13 protein-coding genes, 2 tRNA genes and 3 rRNA genes (1 of these 18 cut by a window edge) are annotated in these 19,186 nt (G+C 58.8%); 11 read left to right on the forward strand and 7 right to left on the reverse strand.

Going from position 1 to position 19,186, the window contains the following annotated elements; all coding sequences use genetic code 11:
- The 8 genes from RGV33_RS04120 to RGV33_RS04155 form a co-directional block, all read left to right on the forward strand.
- Positions 1 to 296 (forward strand): 16S ribosomal RNA (locus tag RGV33_RS04120); it begins 1,241 nt to the left of the window's first position.
- A gap of 83 nt (positions 297 to 379) precedes the next feature.
- A tRNA-Ile gene (locus RGV33_RS04125) sits at positions 380 to 456 on the forward strand.
- Between the two features lie 30 nt (positions 457 to 486).
- Positions 487 to 562 (forward strand) — tRNA-Ala (locus tag RGV33_RS04130).
- 234 nt (positions 563 to 796) lie between these two features.
- Positions 797 to 3,690: ribosomal RNA gene (locus tag RGV33_RS04135) — 23S ribosomal RNA — on the forward strand.
- Between the two features lie 173 nt (positions 3,691 to 3,863).
- Positions 3,864 to 3,979 (forward strand): 5S ribosomal RNA (rrf, locus tag RGV33_RS04140).
- Together the 16S, 23S and 5S rRNA genes with 2 tRNA genes alongside form the textbook arrangement of a ribosomal RNA operon.
- Before the next feature lie 177 nt (positions 3,980 to 4,156).
- Positions 4,157 to 4,816 carry a paraquat-inducible protein A gene (locus tag RGV33_RS04145; protein WP_322143195.1) on the forward strand — a complete coding sequence of 220 codons (660 nt, stop codon included), beginning with the start codon at positions 4,157 to 4,159 and terminating at the stop codon, positions 4,814 to 4,816.
- The gene (locus tag RGV33_RS04150) at positions 4,803 to 5,426 is read left to right on the forward strand and encodes a paraquat-inducible protein A (protein ID WP_226477389.1); all 624 of its coding nucleotides are present in this window, start codon (positions 4,803 to 4,805) and stop codon (positions 5,424 to 5,426) included. The genes RGV33_RS04145 and RGV33_RS04150 overlap by 14 nt, the downstream gene beginning before the upstream one ends.
- Positions 5,419 to 7,722 (forward strand): PqiB family protein, encoded by a 2,304-nt coding sequence (locus RGV33_RS04155; protein ID WP_322143196.1) that lies wholly within the window; start codon positions 5,419 to 5,421, stop codon positions 7,720 to 7,722. The genes RGV33_RS04150 and RGV33_RS04155 overlap by 8 nt, the downstream gene beginning before the upstream one ends.
- A gap of 165 nt (positions 7,723 to 7,887) precedes the next feature.
- On the opposite strand, the gene mksF is transcribed toward RGV33_RS04155, so the two are convergent.
- Genes mksF through mksB form a run of 3 tightly spaced genes read right to left on the reverse strand, consistent with a single transcriptional unit; the run spans position 7,888 to position 12,699 of the window.
- Positions 7,888 to 10,728, reverse strand: coding sequence for an Mks condensin complex protein MksF (mksF, locus tag RGV33_RS04160; RefSeq protein WP_177087239.1), 2,841 nt, complete (start codon positions 10,726 to 10,728; stop codon positions 7,888 to 7,890).
- Positions 10,725 to 11,432 carry an Mks condensin complex protein MksE gene (gene mksE, locus RGV33_RS04165; RefSeq protein WP_322143197.1) on the reverse strand — a complete coding sequence of 236 codons (708 nt, stop codon included), beginning with the start codon at positions 11,430 to 11,432 and terminating at the stop codon, positions 10,725 to 10,727. Before mksE ends, mksF begins: the two co-directional genes overlap by 4 nt.
- On the reverse strand, positions 11,422 to 12,699 hold the full coding sequence (mksB, locus tag RGV33_RS04170; RefSeq protein WP_322143198.1) for an Mks condensin complex protein MksB: 1,278 nt from the start codon (positions 12,697 to 12,699) through the stop codon (positions 11,422 to 11,424). Before mksB ends, mksE begins: the two co-directional genes overlap by 11 nt.
- Before the next feature lie 206 nt (positions 12,700 to 12,905).
- On the opposite strand from mksB, the gene RGV33_RS04175 reads away from it, so the two are divergent.
- On the forward strand, positions 12,906 to 13,643 hold the full coding sequence (locus RGV33_RS04175; protein WP_322148612.1) for an energy transducer TonB: 738 nt from the start codon (positions 12,906 to 12,908) through the stop codon (positions 13,641 to 13,643).
- Complete coding sequence (rimI, locus tag RGV33_RS04180; RefSeq protein ID WP_048724386.1) at positions 13,636 to 14,088, forward strand: ribosomal protein S18-alanine N-acetyltransferase; 453 nt, start codon at positions 13,636 to 13,638, stop codon at positions 14,086 to 14,088. Before RGV33_RS04175 ends, rimI begins: the two co-directional genes overlap by 8 nt.
- Positions 14,089 to 14,258: 170 nt before the next feature.
- Here rimI and RGV33_RS04185 read toward each other — a convergent pair whose 3' ends face one another.
- The gene (locus RGV33_RS04185; RefSeq protein ID WP_322143199.1) at positions 14,259 to 14,663 is read right to left on the reverse strand and encodes a serine kinase/phosphatase; all 405 of its coding nucleotides are present in this window, start codon (positions 14,661 to 14,663) and stop codon (positions 14,259 to 14,261) included.
- 151 nt (positions 14,664 to 14,814) lie between these two features.
- Between RGV33_RS04185 and can the strand changes: the two genes are divergently transcribed.
- Positions 14,815 to 15,459 carry a carbonate dehydratase gene (gene can, locus RGV33_RS04190; RefSeq protein ID WP_003214385.1) on the forward strand — a complete coding sequence of 215 codons (645 nt, stop codon included), beginning with the start codon at positions 14,815 to 14,817 and terminating at the stop codon, positions 15,457 to 15,459.
- Here the strand turns inward: can and RGV33_RS04195 are convergent.
- The 3 genes from RGV33_RS04195 to acpA form a co-directional block, all read right to left on the reverse strand.
- Complete coding sequence (locus RGV33_RS04195; RefSeq protein ID WP_322143200.1) at positions 15,456 to 15,980, reverse strand: SET domain-containing protein-lysine N-methyltransferase; 525 nt, start codon at positions 15,978 to 15,980, stop codon at positions 15,456 to 15,458. The genes can and RGV33_RS04195 overlap by 4 nt on opposite strands.
- 172 nt (positions 15,981 to 16,152) lie before the next feature.
- A complete protein-coding gene (locus RGV33_RS04200) occupies positions 16,153 to 17,322 on the reverse strand; it encodes a hypothetical protein (RefSeq protein WP_322143201.1) in 1,170 nt (389 codons plus the stop codon).
- Between the two features lie 122 nt (positions 17,323 to 17,444).
- Positions 17,445 to 19,145 carry an acid phosphatase gene (gene acpA, locus RGV33_RS04205; RefSeq protein ID WP_322143202.1) on the reverse strand — a complete coding sequence of 567 codons (1,701 nt, stop codon included), beginning with the start codon at positions 19,143 to 19,145 and terminating at the stop codon, positions 17,445 to 17,447.
- Positions 19,146 to 19,186: the final 41 nt, after the last annotated feature.

Here is a 19,186-nt window from a genome sequence, read left to right on the forward strand (position 1 = left end):
TACAGAGGGTTGCCAAGCCGCGAGGTGGAGCTAATCCCAGAAAACCGATCGTAGTCCGGATCGCAGTCTGCAACTCGACTGCGTGAAGTCGGAATCGCTAGTAATCGCGAATCAGAATGTCGCGGTGAATACGTTCCCGGGCCTTGTACACACCGCCCGTCACACCATGGGAGTGGGTTGCACCAGAAGTAGCTAGTCTAACCTTCGGGAGGACGGTTACCACGGTGTGATTCATGACTGGGGTGAAGTCGTAACAAGGTAGCCGTAGGGGAACCTGCGGCTGGATCACCTCCTTAATCGACGACATCAGCTGCTCCATAAGTTCCCACACGAATTGCTTGATTCATTGAAGAAGACGATAAAGAAGCAGCCCGAAATTGGGTCTGTAGCTCAGTTGGTTAGAGCGCACCCCTGATAAGGGTGAGGTCGGCAGTTCGAATCTGCCCAGACCCACCAATTTTGTGTGGGAAACGCCTGTAGAAATACGGGGCCATAGCTCAGCTGGGAGAGCGCCTGCCTTGCACGCAGGAGGTCAACGGTTCGATCCCGTTTGGCTCCACCACTAACTGCTTCTGTCATGTAAAGCTTAGAAATGAGCATTCCATCGTTAGGATGGTGAATGTTGATTTCTAGTCTTTGATTAGATCGTTCTTTAAAAATTTGGGTATGTGATAGAAAGATAGACTGGACGTTACTTTCACTGGTAACGGATCAGGCTAAGGTAAAATTTGTAAGTAATTGCGAATTTTCGGCGAATGTCGTCTTCACAGTATAACCAGATTGCTTGGGGTTATATGGTCAAGTGAAGAAGCGCATACGGTGGATGCCTTGGCAGTCAGAGGCGATGAAAGACGTGGTAGCCTGCGAAAAGCTTCGGGGAGTCGGCAAACAGACTTTGATCCGGAGATGTCTGAATGGGGGAACCCAGCCATCATAAGATGGTTACCTTACACTGAATACATAGGTGTATGGAGCGAACCAGGGGAACTGAAACATCTAAGTACCCTGAGGAAAAGAAATCAACCGAGATTCCCTTAGTAGTGGCGAGCGAACGGGGACTAGCCCTTAAGTGGCTTTGAGATTAGCGGAACGCTCTGGAAAGTGCGGCCATAGTGGGTGATAGCCCTGTACGCGAAAATCTCTTAGTCATGAAATCGAGTAGGACGGAGCACGAGAAACTTTGTCTGAATATGGGGGGACCATCCTCCAAGGCTAAATACTACTGACTGACCGATAGTGAACTAGTACCGTGAGGGAAAGGCGAAAAGAACCCCGGAGAGGGGAGTGAAATAGATCCTGAAACCGTATGCGTACAAGCAGTGGGAGCCCACTTTGTTGGGTGACTGCGTACCTTTTGTATAATGGGTCAGCGACTTATTTTCAGTGGCGAGCTTAACCGAATAGGGGAGGCGTAGCGAAAGCGAGTCTTAATAGGGCGTCTAGTCGCTGGGAATAGACCCGAAACCGGGCGATCTATCCATGGGCAGGTTGAAGGTTGGGTAACACTAACTGGAGGACCGAACCGACTACCGTTGAAAAGTTAGCGGATGACCTGTGGATCGGAGTGAAAGGCTAATCAAGCTCGGAGATAGCTGGTTCTCCTCGAAAGCTATTTAGGTAGCGCCTCATGTATCACTGTAGGGGGTAGAGCACTGTTTCGGCTAGGGGGTCATCCCGACTTACCAAACCGATGCAAACTCCGAATACCTACAAGTGCCGAGCATGGGAGACACACGGCGGGTGCTAACGTCCGTCGTGAAAAGGGAAACAACCCAGACCGTCAGCTAAGGTCCCAAAGTTATGGTTAAGTGGGAAACGATGTGGGAAGGCTTAGACAGCTAGGAGGTTGGCTTAGAAGCAGCCACCCTTTAAAGAAAGCGTAATAGCTCACTAGTCGAGTCGGCCTGCGCGGAAGATGTAACGGGGCTCAAACCATACACCGAAGCTACGGGTATCACCTTCGGGTGATGCGGTAGAGGAGCGTTCTGTAAGCCTGTGAAGGTGAGTTGAGAAGCTTGCTGGAGGTATCAGAAGTGCGAATGCTGACATGAGTAACGATAATGGGTGTGAAAAACACCCACGCCGAAAGACCAAGGTTTCCTGCGCAACGTTAATCGACGCAGGGTTAGTCGGTCCCTAAGGCGAGGCTGAAAAGCGTAGTCGATGGAAAACAGGTTAATATTCCTGTACTTCTGGTTATTGCGATGGAGGGACGGAGAAGGCTAGGCCAGCTTGGCGTTGGTTGTCCAAGTTTAAGGTGGTAGGCTGGAATCTTAGGTAAATCCGGGATTCTAAGGCCGAGAGCTGATGACGAGTTAACTTTTAGTTAACGAAGTGGTTGATGCCATGCTTCCAAGAAAAGCTTCTAAGCTTCAGGTAACCAGGAACCGTACCCCAAACCGACACAGGTGGTTGGGTAGAGAATACCAAGGCGCTTGAGAGAACTCGGGTGAAGGAACTAGGCAAAATGGCACCGTAACTTCGGGAGAAGGTGCGCCGGTGAGGGTGAAGGACTTGCTCCGTAAGCTCATGCCGGTCGAAGATACCAGGCCGCTGCGACTGTTTATTAAAAACACAGCACTCTGCAAACACGAAAGTGGACGTATAGGGTGTGACGCCTGCCCGGTGCCGGAAGGTTAATTGATGGGGTTAGCTAACGCGAAGCTCTTGATCGAAGCCCCGGTAAACGGCGGCCGTAACTATAACGGTCCTAAGGTAGCGAAATTCCTTGTCGGGTAAGTTCCGACCTGCACGAATGGCGTAACGATGGCGGCGCTGTCTCCACCCGAGACTCAGTGAAATTGAAATCGCTGTGAAGATGCAGTGTATCCGCGGCTAGACGGAAAGACCCCGTGAACCTTTACTATAGCTTTGCACTGGACTTTGAATTTGCTTGTGTAGGATAGGTGGGAGGCTTTGAAGCGTGGACGCCAGTTCGCGTGGAGCCAACCTTGAAATACCACCCTGGCAACTTTGAGGTTCTAACTCAGGTCCGTTATCCGGATCGAGGACAGTGTATGGTGGGTAGTTTGACTGGGGCGGTCTCCTCCTAAAGAGTAACGGAGGAGTACGAAGGTGCGCTCAGACCGGTCGGAAATCGGTCGTAGAGTATAAAGGCAAAAGCGCGCTTGACTGCGAGACAGACACGTCGAGCAGGTACGAAAGTAGGTCTTAGTGATCCGGTGGTTCTGTATGGAAGGGCCATCGCTCAACGGATAAAAGGTACTCCGGGGATAACAGGCTGATACCGCCCAAGAGTTCATATCGACGGCGGTGTTTGGCACCTCGATGTCGGCTCATCACATCCTGGGGCTGAAGCCGGTCCCAAGGGTATGGCTGTTCGCCATTTAAAGTGGTACGCGAGCTGGGTTTAGAACGTCGTGAGACAGTTCGGTCCCTATCTGCCGTGGACGTTTGAGATTTGAGAGGGGCTGCTCCTAGTACGAGAGGACCGGAGTGGACGAACCTCTGGTGTTCCGGTTGTCACGCCAGTGGCATTGCCGGGTAGCTATGTTCGGAATAGATAACCGCTGAAAGCATCTAAGCGGGAAACTAGCCTCAAGATGAGATCTCACTGGAACCTTGAGTTCCCTGAAGGGCCGTCGAAGACTACGACGTTGATAGGTTGGGTGTGTAAGCGCTGTGAGGCGTTGAGCTAACCAATACTAATTGCCCGTGAGGCTTGACCATATAACACCCAAGCAATTTGACTACTCCTGACTTGGAAACAAGCAGAAGCATCAGATTGCGGTGTGTGAAGACGAAACGAACCGAAAGTTCGAGATCTTACAAAACACCGAAAGCTATCACATACCCAATTTGCTGAAGCGAGGCCAGCTGGCCACGACTCAGTACCCGAATTTCTTGACGACCATAGAGCATTGGAACCACCTGATCCCATCCCGAACTCAGCAGTGAAACGATGCATCGCCGATGGTAGTGTGGGGTTTCCCCATGTGAGAGTAGGTCATCGTCAAGATTAAATTCCAGAACCCCTGATTGCTAACGCAATCAGGGGTTTTGTTTTTGGCGGTCGAAAACTTTACGAGCAAACCGCCCCGTTTGATCTACACCTGCAGCCGACAAATTTGCACAGTTATTTCTGAACCAGAACACTAGAATAGGCACCTGATCTTTTTTAGAGCCCGAGCCCTATATGCCCGACCCGGTTGATACCCACGAGGTGTCAGACTTACCGCTGGACAAGCTGGTGGCATGCCATGAGTGCGACCTGCTGATGCGCAAGCCAGAGCTCGCCCGCGGTGAAAAGGCCCAGTGCTCGCGCTGCGGCTACGAGCTGTACGCCCATCGCAACAACGTCGTTGAAAGAAGCCTGGCGTTAGTGATTGCCGCGCTGTTGTTGTACGTTCCCGCGAACTTTTTACCCATCATGCAGCTCAATCTACTCGGGCAGTCCTCGCAAGACACCGTATGGACCGGCGTTGTCGGTCTGTTCGATACCGGCATGCAAGGCGTCGCCGTGGTGGTGTTCCTTTGCAGCATGGGCATCCCGTTGCTCAAGCTCTTGTGCCAACTGGCGGTATTGCTGAGTATCCGCTGGAACATCGGCCGCAGCCACGGCCTGCTGTTTTATCGCATCTACCACCACCTCAAAGACTGGGGGATGCTCGAGGTCTACCTGATGGGCGTGCTGGTGGCGATCGTAAAACTGGCCGACATGGCCTCCATCACCATCGGGCTGGGCCTGGCCTGTTTCGTGAGTCTGTTAATGGTCCAGGTACTGCTGGAAGTGGTTATGTCGCCTCACCAGATCTGGGAAGCGCTGTCAGGAGAGCAAACTCATGCGGGCGATTGATGCGGGCATTCTGATCTGTACTGAATGCCACGAGTTGAACAAGCAAGACCCGGACACCGACGAGCAAACCTGTACCCGTTGCGGTGCGCTGGTCCATGCTCGTCGCCCGAACAGCCTGACGCGCACCTGGGCGCTGCTGATCACGGCGGCCATCTTGTACATCCCAGCCAATCTGTTGCCGATCATGACCGTCAGCTCCCTGGGGCAAGGCGACCCGAGCACCATCATGTCCGGCGTGATCCAACTGATGCAGCACGGCATGTTCCCCATTGCCGCAGTGGTATTTGTCGCCAGCATCCTGGTACCGACCTTCAAGCTGGTGGGCATCGGCCTGCTGCTGTTTTCGGTGCAGCGTCACCAGCCACTTTCCGCGCAACAACGCATTATCATGTACCGCTTTATCGAGTTCATTGGCCGCTGGTCCATGCTGGATATCTTCGTGATCGCCATCCTGGTGGCGGTCGTAAACTTTGGGCGACTTGCCAGTGTCGAGGCCAATCTCGGTGCCGTGGCGTTCGCCAGTGTGGTGATCTTGACGATGCTTGCCGCCGTAACTTTTGATCCCCGACTGATTTGGGATAACACGGAGTCGGACGACGACCATGAGTGATTTGCCTAAGGCTAAAACCCGCCCAGCTTCCAACTGGTCGGCCATTTGGGTGCTGCCCCTGATTGCCCTGATCATCGGCGGCTGGTTGGGATGGCGCGCCTACAACCAGCAAGGTATCGAGATTCAGGTTCGCTTTGAAAGCGGCGAAGGGATCCAGGCCAACAAGACCGAAGTGGTCTACAAAGGCATGTCCGTGGGCAAGGTCAAAACCCTGGCCCTGGATGACGAAGGTAACAATCGCGGGGTGATTGCCACCATCGAGATGAACAAGGACGTCGAGCAATACCTCAAGACCAACACCCGCTTCTGGCTGGTAAAACCCAGCGTGAGCCTGGCCGGTATCACCGGCCTGGAAACGTTGGTTTCGGGCAACTACATTGCTGCCAGCCCGGGCGATGGTGAGCCGACGCGCAAGTTCAAGGCCTTGTCCGAAGAGCCCCCTTTATCCGACGCCAAACCCGGCCTGCACCTGACGATCAAAGCTGATCGCCTCGGCTCGCTGAACCGTGGCAGCCCGGTGTTCTACAAGCAGATCCAGGTGGGCCAGGTCAAAAGCTACCTGCTCTCCGAGGACCAGACCACCGTCGAAATCAAGGTCTACATCGAGCCGACCTACGCCAGCCTGGTGCGCAAACACACGCGTTTCTGGAACGCCAGCGGCATCAGCATCGACGCCAACCTCTCCGGCGTAAAAGTGCGCAGCGAATCCCTGGCCAGCATCGTGGCCGGCGGTATCGCCTTCGCTACGCCAGAGAACCGCAAGGACAGCCCGCCGACGGATCCGAGCCTGCCGTTCCGCCTGTACGAAGACTTCGACGCTGCCGCCGCGGGCATCAAGGTCAAGGTCAAACTCAGCGACTTCGAGGGCCTGCAAGCGGGGCGCACGCCGGTGATGTACAAAGGCATCCAGATCGGCAGCCTGAAAACCCTGAAGATCGACCCGGACCTTTCCAGCGCGAGTGCCGAGTTGACCCTTGACCCATTGGCCGAAGACTACCTCGTCCAGGACACCCAGTTCTGGGTGGTCAAACCGTCCATCTCCCTGGCTGGCATCACCGGGCTGGAAGCCTTGGTCAAAGGTAACTACATCGCCATCCGCCCCGGCGACAAGGGCAGCGCACCGCAACGGGAATTTGTGGCCCGGGCCAAGGCACCGCCGCTGGACCTGCGTTCCCCTGGCCTGCACATGGTGCTGTTCACCGACAACCTCGGTTCCCTGGATGTCGGCAGCCCGATCCTCTATAAGCAGGTCAAGGTCGGCTCCGTGCAGAGCTACCAGTTCTCGCGCAAGAACAAGCAATTGGTGATCGGCGTCCACATCGAGAAGGAATACGAAGGCCTGGTCAACGGCTCCACCCGATTCTGGAACGCCAGCGGCGTAACCCTGACCGGCGGATTGACAGGGGGCATCCAGGTCAAAAGCGAATCTTTGGCCAGCCTGATGGCGGGCGGTATCGCCTTCGAGACCCCGGAACAGAATGTGCCGCTGAAAAAGCGCATCCCGCGTTTCCGCCTGTTCCCCGATCGCGAAGCCGCCAACCAGCACGGTACGCTGGTGACCATCAAGGTTGACCGCGCCGATGGCCTGCGCCCGGGTACGCCGGTCCGCTTCAAGGGGCTGGACGTAGGCAAGATCGAAAGCGTCGACTTGAGTGCCGACATGCAATCGGTGCTGCTCAGTGCACGCATTACCCAGGTAGCAGATCGTATCGCCCGCGCTGGCAGTCAGTTCTGGGTGGTCAAGCCTGAACTTGGGCTGATGAAGACGTCGAACCTGGAAACCCTGGTCACCGGGCAATACATCGAAGTGCAGCCAGCGGTAAAGAACGCCGGCCCGCAAAAGAGCTTTGTCGCCCTCGACCAACCGCCGGAAGCTGTCCATCAGGAAGTAGGCTTGAGCCTGGTGTTGAGCGCCGCGCGCCGTGGCTCGCTGAAGGAGGGTGTGCCGGTTACCTATCGCGAAGTCACGGTGGGTAAAGTCACAGGCTACGAGTTGGGCCAGACCGCCGACCGCGTACTGATCCACATCCTGATCGAGCCCAAGTACGCGCCCCTGGTGCGCAGTGGCAGCCGCTTCTGGAACACCAGCGGGTTTGGTCTCGACTTCGGCCTGTTCAAGGGCGCGACGGTACGTACCGAATCCCTGGAGACCCTGGTCGCCGGCGGCATCGCCTTTGCGACGCCAGACGGCGAACGCATGGGCAATGCCGCACGCCCGCAGCAGACCTTCCCGCTGTTCGACAAGTTTGAAGACGAATGGCTGACCTGGGCACCTAAAATTTCGCTCGGCAAGTAAACCGAGGCGCGGCTATCGCGGGCAAGCCCGGCTCCCACAGGGGCATGCATCCCTATGTGGGAGCCGGGCTTGCCCGACAGGGCACTCAAAAAAACCACAAATCCCAAGCCACAAAAAAGGCCGCGATCCAAAGATCGCGGCCTTTTTGTATGTCAGCGCAGCCGATTAAACTTCATCCAGCTCCGGCTCATCCGCCTGCACATTCACCGTCGCCTTCACCACATCGTGACGACGAATGTACTTCCAGTCTGCCTCGTCAATGTAGATCCCGTTCGGCCCGCTGCCGCCTTCCAGGTCAATCGCCACTTGGGCGGAGACCTGCGGCTTCACGCTCGCCAGAATCGGCACAAAGCCCAACTGCAAGCTGGTTTCCAGCAATGCTGCCTGGTTTTTCTCATCGATGTCCGCGGCCTCATCGAGGTAGTAAGGCAAGCGCACGCGCCCAGCCTGGTCGCGGTCCATCAAGTGCAGCAACAAGTACATGTTGGTCAGCGCCTTGATGGTCATGGTGGTGCCGTTGGAGGCGGCGCCATCAATGTCGGTATGAATGATTGGCTGGCCGTTGACCTTGGTGATCTCGAACGCCAGTTCGAACAAGTCCTTGAGGCCCAGCTGGTTATGGTTGGCCGCGACCAGGCGCGCCAGGTATTCCTTGGCTTCCTCGTTCTTGTTGTCTTGCTCGGCGCTTTGGCTCAGGTCGAACACCGACAGGGTTTCGCCTTCTTCATATTGGCCGGCACTGTGGATGATCTGGTCGATATGCTTGAGGGCTTCCTTGTTCGGCGCGAGCACGATGCGGAAACTCTGCAGGTTGGATACCTGACGCTTGTTGATCTCACGGTTGAACAGCGCCAACTGATGTTCAAGGCTGTCGTAGTCGCTGCGGATATTGCGCAAGGTGCGCGCGATATCGGTGACCGCCGCACGCCGTGCCTTGCCCAGGGTCAGGGCTTCGTCAGTACGGTGCGCGTAAGCGTTGATCAGCAGGTGCAGGCGACGCTCCATGTCATCTTCACTGTCGAACTTGGCCACGCCCTTGAGGCGTACCTGCGCATACAGTGCGTCGATCTGGCCATCAGCGCGCAGCAAACCCTGCCAGCTGTCTTGATAGTCATTGAGCAGCGGCAGCAGGTTTTCCATGGAATCGTCGACCGGGTCCATGAAGGGCGTACCGAACGGCAAGTCCGCCGGCAGCAACTGACGACGACGCAACGCGTCATCCAGCGTGCGCTGCTTGGCTTCCATGTCGCCAATCTGGCGCCCCACCAGTTGCAGCTTGGCCGACAGTTGCTGGACGCGCTCGGTAAACGCATCGCTGGAGCGTTTCAACTCGTCCTGGGCGCCTTCCATCTGCGCCAGGTTTTCCAGCTTCTCACCTTCTTCGGCGCTCAGGGTCTGGGCGCGGCGGAAGTCTTCCAGCGCCTTCTGTGCGTCCAGCACCTGCTGGTAAAGCGCTTCAGTCTGGGTCTTGCTCGCCGCGCGATCAGAGGCTACGGCCTGCTGGGTTTTCAGTTGCTTGAGTTCTTTTTCCAGGCGCTCTTTCTGGTCGCGCAACGCGGCGCGGTCAGCCAGCGCCTGCAACGCCGGCGGCTCGATATGCGAGATATCAATGGCCAACCCCGGCACTTCAAACCGCTCGCCCTTGAAGCCATCGAGGATCTGCTCCAGGGATTTTACCCACAGGCCTTCCTCGTCCAGCGTGATGCCATGTTCACCCAGCGGCAAGCTGAACAGCGAACTGTTGAACAGGCGCATCAGGCGCTCGACATCCTGCTGCGAGAATTCTTCGCGCAGCTTGGCGTAGCTGTTGTTGTCGGCGTGATCGAGTTGCTGCTTCACCGACTTCAGGCGCTTTTCCAGGTCGCGCAGGCGCTCGTCCAAATCCTCGGCGCTGAACTGACGCGACTGCGCCAGGGCACCGGCCAATTCATCGTGAGCGTCCTTGGCGGCCAACAGTTGCTGTTCCAGCACCTTGACGTCATCCACCAGCGCGAAGCGATGCTTGAGCACCGACAGCTCACCCAGCCAGCGCTGAATGCCGCTGATTTCCCGCTCCAGGCGCATCAGCTCCTGAGTGCCGCCGCGCTGGTCGTTCTGCAGCGAGTCTTGCTCGTTGCGATAATGCTCGGCCTGGATCGTCAGCTCTTCCTTGCGCGCACTGGCGTAGTCCGACCAGGTGCCCAGCAACGAATCCAGCAATGGCGACAGGCGATGCAGTTTGCCGCGCAGGATTTCCCGCTGTTTCACGCCATTGGAAAGCGCTTCCACCAGCGGCCCTGCTGCGACCAATGAGTTGTAGTCCTGTTCCATGCGCCTTACATCACGGAACGCTTCTTCACACGCCGCGATGTAATCCACGCTGCCGGAACGCAGGCTGTGTTCGAAGGCATCCAGGAACAGCTGCTTCAACTTGGCCGCGGTAATTTCCCGCATGTGCAGCAGGTTGATAAACAGCGCACGGAACGTTTTCAGGCTCTGCTCGCTGGTGGAGCGCAGCGGGATCAGGGTCAGGTCCAGCGGGATCGACGTATGGCCGCCTACCAGCAAACGCCGCAGTTCATCGGGCTTCAGCTCATAGGCTTTCAGGCCTTCACGCTCAAGGTTGGTGAACAGCTCTTTCTGGCGCAGGCAGGTGTCGTTCTTCTGGTAATGCGCCAAGTCCAGCTTGCCGGCATAGGCGAAGAACTGGTGACCAAACCCACCGCCCGGGCCGCGCCCGACCACGCCGATCACGTGCGGGCCGTGGGGCAGGGCGACTTCCACCAGGATGTAGCTGGTGTCGGTGGCAAAGTAGAAACGCCGGGATTGTTCCAGGGTGTACTTGCCGAAACTCATGTCTGACATGCGCGCCAGAATCGGGAACTGCAAGGCGTTGATCGAAGCCGATTTACCGAGGTTGTTCGCGCCATACACCGACAGCGGTTCTTCCAGCGGGAACAAACCCAGGCTGTAACCGGCGGTGTTCAAAAGGGCGAAGCGGCGAATGCCGTAGCGTTCCTTGCTCATGCGTCGGTCTCCTGTTCTTCGGCAATGGCGCGGGCCATGGCGTCTTCTTCGCTCTCTGTTTCAAATTCGGTCAAGTCCAGCGGGTCATCGGTCTTCAGCAGTTTTTCATCGCTGTCTTCATCGATGATCACCGGGGCCGGCAGCGGCAACACGCTGTGGATACTGGCGGCGAGGTCACGGTCTTGCTGCACCGAGAGACACACATCCAGGAAGCGGTGCATCGGCGGCAAGAAGCGGTAGATGCCGTTCTCTTCACTGGCAAAACCCAGTTGCGTCATACGACGCATGATTTTTTCTTCGAGCTCCTCAACGGTCGTCACTTCGGCCTGGATAAACAGGTCGCGGTACTTTTCCAGCAACGACGGCAGCTCATCACGGCCCAGGCTGCCGCCGTCGAGCACGGCGATTGGGTCGCGGCCCTGGTCGGCCAGGTGTTCGACGATGATGAAGGTGAACAACGCCAGGCGCTGGGCGGTCTTGTTGACCTGCGCGGCGGCCACGGCGGTATCCGGCACGAAGTAGTAGAAACCCCGGGTGTCGCACACCAGTTCAAAGCCCAGGGCCTTGAACAGCGTGCGGTACTGGTCCTGGAAGTTCGACAGTTGGGCGTACAGCTCCGGGTCGCGGCGGCTGACGTGGTAACCCTTGAACAGCTCGCGAAAGATCGGCGCCAGCTGGGACAGTTCGGATAGATCAAGATGCATTAGGGGTGCTCGCAGAATTCCCGGCCGCTTCAATGCTGGCTGGAAGCAGGGCGAATGAGCGCAGGCTGACCTGATGCTCGTGAGTGTGGTAATCCCGTCGTTCCAGGCGTTCGCGCTTGAAGCGTTTCTCCCGCGACAGGCGTGAGAACCAGTACAGCAACTCGTCGGTTGCGCCGTCCGGTTCCTGCTCCAGCAGCCAGGTCATCAGGTCGGGCATCGGCAGTGCATCTTCGCAGCGCTCGAGCATTTCCTTGACCGTGCGCGGGGCGCGAGGGGCTTCGCCCTTGTGGGATTTGTGCGCCTTGGGGAAACGCGCCGGCTTCGGTTCGAAGTTGGCCAGGGCGTACACATAGGCTTCAACCTGGCTGGCACTGCCCAGGAAGGTGCTTTGCGGCCGGGTAAACATCGGCATCGCCGCTTGCGGCACCGCGTCCAGGCCCTTGCGGCGGATCGCCGACAAGGCCAGCGCCGCGCCACGGGTCACGGCGTTGTGCCGCCGCGCTTCTTCACGCAACGGCAGCAGCAGTTCCCGGGCATGGCGCAAGGTCAGCTGGGCGCTGGTCTGCATTTCGAGGATGCGCGCGTGGGTGCGCAGCAGCATGTCGTCGTCCACCAAATGGCCGAGGCGCTGCTGCTCGGTGAGCATGCGCAGCAGCACGTTCTCGACCTTGCGCACGCCTTGCTCGAAGGCGCCGTCGGCATTCACCAACTGGATCATCGGCTCGACGTATTCGTCCCAGGTTGCCAGTACTTCGGCGTAACGCTGGCGCAACGGAATCTGCCGGTCGCTGGTCTTGGCGCGGTCGGCCACGGCGGCGAGGGCCTGTTCGTCGTTGGCGAGTTTTTTCAGCACGTCGCGCACGCGCATGTCCAGCAGGCGCAGTTGGCGCGCCAGGTCATGGCCGTCACGGATGTCGAAGGCGTCCTGGATATAACCCGCCAGGCGCTCAAGGTGGCGCAGGTAGGCTTCGATTTCCAGGCACAGGCCCAGCCGGTGCTCCTTGCGAAGATAGGCCAGGAAGTCGTGGATCTGTGCATTGAGCTCGAAACGGTTCGGGCTCTTGGCGACAGGCACCAGGATATCCAGGCGAATCCACACGTCCAGCAGGCTGGTGATGTCCTGTGGCGTGCTGTCCAGTTGTTGGGCAGCCAGTTGGGCGCGTAATTCGCTGAGGCTCAGGGTGCCTTGGTCGAAGTGTTCGCACAGTGGCTCAAGCAGGGCCCAGTGTTCGGCGAGGGCGCGCAAGACGCGCTTGGGTTCGATCATCGGAATGGCCGGCTGGTTAGCGATTAAAAGCGGCGATTGTACTGCATCGGTGCCGGGATTTATCCACAGCCGGTCGTGAGGCGTTCAGCGGAACGATCAACTGCGGGCGATCTTCGTCGAAGGGCGGTAGAATCCCCGTTCTTTAGTTATCCACAAGTGGCCGACCTTTGCTTATCGAGTCCCGACGTCGCGCTTACTTGACCGCCATGCAGGTGGTCAACTGGCTGCCGCGCACTGAATTACCGTTCGCCGCGCCCTCGCGGCCCGAGCTGCTGGAGGCCCCGCAACCGTTCGAGGCTTTCCAGCCTTCGGGTGAGGAGGCGGCTGCGCCGGTGCCACTGGTCAAGCCTGTGGCCGAAACCCCGGTGGTGCGGCCAAAGGTCGAAGTCCCACGCCCGTCGCCGGTGGCCAAGCCAGTCGTCGCCGAAGAGGCGCCCGCCGTGGCCAAGGCCCCGGTGGTTCCGCCGCCGCGCTTTGCCTTGCAGTTGCTGCGGGCCGGGCGTTGCCTGTTGCTGGTGGAGTTACCCACAGGCGAGCGCTTCCAGACCCGCGACCCCGCGTATTTGCTGCTCAAAGACATGCTGCGCGCCGCCGGCCTGCCCGACAGCCCGCAAATTGTCGGTGAGCCGGTACGCTGGCCGCTGTTGGTGCGGGGCACCATGGACCAGGGCCCGGACGCTGCGCGGGATTTTGTGCAAGGTTTTGTGTCGGCGCGCCTGGAAGACGAACCCTGCGTGTGCCTGTGGCTGATCGGCCTGCCTGCCGTGCGGTTTGCCGGCGAAGCCAACGCCGAGGCCTGGTACCGCGAACTGCAGGTCGAAGGCCTGGGCTGCGTCTGGGCCCTGCCGGGCCTGGAACTATTAATGGAAGAGCCACAGCGTAAGGCTGATGTCTGGCAAGCCATGCGCCGGCTGATGGCGCGCTGGAAAAGTACCGATGAGTGAAGCTTTATCCTTCCGCCCGATGACCGAGGCGGACCTCGACGCTGTACTGAAGATCGAATACGCAGCGTTCAGCCATCCCTGGACCCGCGGGATTTTTCTCGACGGGCTGGGCAAATACCAGATCTGGTTGATGTTCGAAGGTGAGCAGCAGGTGGGCCACGGCGTGGTGCAGATCATCCTTGATGAAGCACATTTGCTGAACATCACCGTCAAGCCGGAAAACCAGGGGCGTGGCCTGGGGTTGAGCCTGCTGGAGCACCTGATGTCCCGGGCTTACGCGGCCAAGGCGCGGGAATGTTTCCTGGAGGTGCGCGACAGTAATACCGGCGCATTCCGGTTGTATGAGCGTTACGGTTTCAACGAGATTGGCCGTCGGCGGGATTATTACCCCGCCGTTGGTGGTCGTGAAGATGCGGTCGTGATGGCCTGCACCCTGGTGGATTGATCCCAAAAGCTTCGCGGGCAACCTCGCCCCACATTGGAATGCGACCCACTGTGGGAGCTGGCTTGCCTGCGATGGCATCCCCTCGGTCTCGCTGAGACACCGAGGCGCCTGCATCGCGGGCAAGCCCGGCTCCCACAAGGGGCATTTTTCACCGCTGGGTCTGTGTTGTGTCAGCGGTTGCCGTCTACTGGATCGATATCGGCCAACTCGGCCTCATCCAGGCCATTGCCGCCGCCGATCTCGTCTTCATCGACGATACTCAAATCGTAATCCGCCGGGTTGTCTTCACCCGCTTCCTGCGCATCGCGGGCGCCATCCTCATGGATCAGCGTTTCCGGGCTCATGTCATCATCGGTTGAGTCATGATCGTCGGTGGAGGCGCCGGTCATCCCGGCTTCGCGCACCCGTTCGTCGGGCATCAGGTGCTCGCGTTCGCGAAGCGGAATCTCATCGCCGATTTCCGCGGTCGGCTCCTCCTGGTCAAAATCCAGCTCGCGCATCTCGCCCATGCGATCTTCATTGTCATCAATCGGTTCGGGCTGTGTAGCGCCGTAGGGACGTCGTGAATCAGTCATGGCGATTCCTCATACTGTGGGGCTTATAGTGTGTGGACAGGCATGGCTCCCCAAGATTCAAGTAATTGCCAGCCGGCTATCTTTATTCCTGGCGTGACCCGGATGGGCGGTCGATTGTCAAAGCTGCGCATCATTCCTGAGGCTTTCCCTGATGAACGAACTACAAGACCTGCTTGATAACAACGAACGCTGGGCGGATGCGATCAAACAGGAAGATCCCGAATTCTTCGCCAAGCTCGCCCGCCAGCAAACCCCGGAATACCTGTGGATCGGCTGCTCCGACGCCCGCGTACCGGCCAACGAGATCGTGGGCATGCTGCCGGGCGACCTGTTTGTGCACCGCAACGTGGCCAACGTGGTACTCCACACCGACCTCAATTGCCTGTCGGTGATCCAGTACGCGGTTGACGTGCTCAAGGTCAAACACATCCTGGTCACCGGCCACTATGGCTGTGGCGGCGTGCGCGCCTCGATGCAGGACAACCAGTTGGGCCTGATCGACGGCTGGCTGCGCACCATCCGTGACCTGTATTACGAAAACCGCGACGTGCTGGCCCAGTTGCCCACGGAAGAGGAGCGCGTAGACCGCCTGTGCGAGCTGAACGTGATCCAGCAAGTGGCTAACGTCGGCCACACCAGCATTGTGCAAAACGCCTGGCATCGCGGGCAGAGCCTGTCGGTTCACGGCTGCATTTACGGGATCAAGGATGGTCGGTGGAAGAGCCTGAACACCACCATCAGTGGTTTCGAGCAGTTGCCGCCGCAATACCGCCTGCGCCCGTTGGGTGCGGTCTAGGGGCTTTTGCGCTTGCGCCACTGCTCCATGAACTGTTGCCCCTCGGTATTCAGCGGCTCCTTCATGCCGGTGATCCACCCCCGGCAGTTGAGTTCGCCGCATTGGCAGCGAAACTGTCGGAACAACACGTCCTCGGTGTGGGCGTAATCCATGGTCAGCAGGGCGCCGGCAGGCACCTGTTGAACGGACCACAGTTCCAGGTACGTCATGTCGAGGAACGTGTTCGGGTTGCACGAGTGCGACAGCAGGCCGCTGAACCACGGGTCGTACAAGTGGATGCGCGACGACATCTGCACCGTATGCAGGCGTCGTTCGCTCAACGCATAGCCGGACACCTTGGCGATGCACAGGCGGCTATCAAACGCGACACGTGTCTTGATCCCCTCGCCTGACCCCTCCCGGGTATGCACCACTTCATAGTCGCTCGCACGGGGGTAGCGCTGCTCGCCGAGCAGGGGCCCAAAGGGATAAAGGCAGTCACTCACAGCGGTTTTAGCCTTGTCCATGGCTTGAGTCTTCATAACTCTCCAGGAAGGGGCTGCATTGACCTGCCGTTGGTGTCTCGACTGCCAGTCTTGCAGCGGATGGGCGCGGCTCAAGACTCGCTGAAGTGGGATCCAATTTCTACTGTCAAATCTGACAGTAGAAATTGGCTATGTTTTATGTAGGAAAATGCCCTTCTTGCAGCCTGCGTCAAAGCTCCGGTGCATCAACCGACGGTGCGGGCGGTGCGCTTTTCAATTGCCTCAGCTGAGTTTTGATCGCAGGTTGAGCGCATTTGGCGTTCGCTTGTTCGGGCGTCAGCTCGCGGATCGAGGTGTAGAACAGTTCGCAGGTCTGCTCCTTGCGCGTCACCTGCCACGTGTTCATGCAGCCTTTGAGTTGCACATTTGGATCGCTGGCGGGCTTCTGGCCCATCGCGGCTTGCCAGCAGGCGGCGCTTAAATCCTGGCCCATCACCTTTAAACCGGCCTCATCGGCCTTTTGCTCGTCACCCTCATATGTGTCGGGGTTGGCGGCATACCAGATGTAGCTCGGGTGATTGGCGCCCAGCACGGCTACCTTGCTGCCATCGACCGGGCTGATCTGCGCCAGGCCCAACACCCCCACGGTTTGCCCGTATTGCTGCTTGATCCAGCTGCGCACCGGCGCCCCGAAGGCCACCATCGGCAAAGCGCCACCTGCGTGCAGGCTCAGTTCCTTGACCATGCGCGTCTGGTAGTCGGTGAAATAACCGTACACGCCTTCCAGGTCCTTGCCCGCCGTAGCGGGGGCGGCGATCGGGGCAATGTCGATGATGGTCTGGTATTCCGGCGTCTGGGTTGCCGGGATGCCATTGGCGGTGAGCAAGGTTGCCCAGCGGTCGGTGGTGGCCGACTCCAGGTAATCCTGGAAATGGGTCAGCGAGTAATCCGGCGGGAAGTGCAGCAGTTCGATGCTCTTGCGGTTTTCCAGGGCCATGCCCAGGGGCAGGAACAGGTACCAGTTGAACTGCCACTTGCCATCACTATTGAGTTTGCTGGCGCCCTGGTAAGCCAGGTCTGCAGTGTCGAGCAAGGTGGTCAGCGGTTGGCCATAACCCTGCGGCACGCCGCTGAAGGTGGCAAGCACTTGGTCATGTTCGGTTTTGACGCTGACTTTCCCCCGGCTGTAACCATCGCGTTGCAGGCTCTGGTTGAGGTAGTGCTCGACGGTCTGTTCCAGCGTCCAGGGGCGAAAACACACGACGTTGCAATTGTTCGGGTAGGCGAACAACTGGGTGACCCGTTGCGGGGTACCCAGCGGTACGGTGATGTCAGCCTGTACGACCGCACTCAAGGTCAGTGCGGCCAGGGTGTAGGACAACCTGGCGAGTTTAAACATGGATGGTTCCCTGTCAGCGAAAGCCCGTCTGCGCGGGGTGAATGCCCACCCTCACACAGTAGCGGTTGACCGGGAAAAGCGCGTAGAAAAACTGCGCGCTTGTCGCTTTTGAGCAAAAGCGCCTACACCTTGAAGTGCAGCGCGTTGGTCAGGTCGCCCATGGGTTTCTGGCCGCGGGCGACCATCGACTCGTCCCGCAGCTTGATGCCGTCGAGTTTCTCCAGCTGGAACACCCGGGTGATCAGGCGCAGGATCGACGCGGTGTCGTACACCGTATGGTCCACCGTGCCCTTGCGCGCGAACGGTGAAATCACCAGCGCCGGGATGCGGGTGCCCGGGCCCCAGCGGTCGCCTTTTGGCGGGGCTACGTGGTCCCACCAGCCGCCGTTTTCGTCGACGGTGATGATCACCACCATGTTTTTCCACTGCGGGCTTTCCTGCAGCATCTTAAGGGTGCGGGTGATATGCCGGTCGCCCGAGGCCACGTCGGCGTAACCGGCGTGCATGTTCAGGTTGCCCTGGGGCTTGTAGAAACTCACCGCCGGCAGTGTGCCTGCCTGGGCGTCGGCCATGAAGTGGTTGGTGCTCGGCTCATCACCCAGCCCGCCATCGCGCAGGCGCTTCTTGCGCTCTACCGGGTTTTGCGGGCCTTGCTGCTTGAAGTAGTTGAACGGCTGATGGTGATACTGAAAGCTTGGGATCTTCGGAATCGCTAACGAATCCTTGTGCTCATCAATCGTTGCCTGCCAGGCGCCGCCGTACCAGGCCCAGTCGACGTTCTTCTTGGAGAGCTTGTCGCCGATATGTTCGTGGCTCTGTGGCACCAGTACGCTGGGCAGGTCGGGCTTGGCGTAGTCCGGGCGTTGCGGGTCGCGGATCCAGGTGGGCCAGTAAGGCGGCGCCATGGTGTTCACTGCGTAGCCGTCGGGGGTCAGTGCGCTCGGGCCGAATTGCGGCGGGCCGGTCATGGCGCTGGCCGGGGATTTATCCAGTGGCTTGAGGCGCGTATCGGTCGGGTCGTCGCTTTGCAACGTGGCGATCTGCGACTTGGCCACCGAGTTGGCGGCGTCGGGGTAGAACGGCACTTGGGCGCTGATCAGGTACTGGTGGTTGAGGTACGAACCGCCGAAGGCGCCCTGGAAGAAGTTGTCGCACAGCACAAATTCCTTGGCAACGTCCCACAAGCGCAGGGAGTAGCGCGTTTGCGAGTAATGGCCAAAGGTCAGCGCGCCCGAGTCGGCCCAGGCGACGAAGCGGTCATTCTTGCCGCCGTTAATTTGCATCTGGTTTTGATAGAACACGTGCCACAGGTCGCGGGTGATCAGGGCCAGCGGGAGGTCTTCAACGTCCGGGCCTTTCAACGCGAAAGGCGCGTTGGGCAGGTGTTCCTGGTATTGCGTGGCACTCGGGTAGACCACCCCGTCGATGGTCTGCGGGCCCAGTTGGGTCACGCCACCCCACACCTCAGGCAAGGTGTCCAACAGGCTGCCATCACGGTCATGCTGCTGGTAGTCGACAGGTTTGAGCGCGGAGAGTGGGCTTTCCACGCCGGGGAAATCGGCAAACAGATTGTTGAAGCTGCGGTTCTCGCCGTAGATCACCACCACGGTTTTCACGTTGTCGTGCAGGGCCTTGTCCAGTTCTGCAGGAGTCAGTTCGCGGTCGACCGGCGGGCCCGGCTGTTCAGCTGTGCCGCCGCAGGCGCTCAGGGTGGCTCCGACCCCCAGTACCGCCGCACCACCCAGAAAACGCCGACGGCTAGTGTCTATTGGCGGCTTTTCAGCATTATCGGAAGAAGGGCGATCTTGGTGCTCGTCACTCATTACTGGGGATCCCTACTGAATAGTTGTTGCAATATGTTTCG

It is taken from the genome of Pseudomonas sp. Bout1, from assembly GCF_034314165.1.
GTDB lineage: Bacteria > Pseudomonadota > Gammaproteobacteria > Pseudomonadales > Pseudomonadaceae > Aquipseudomonas.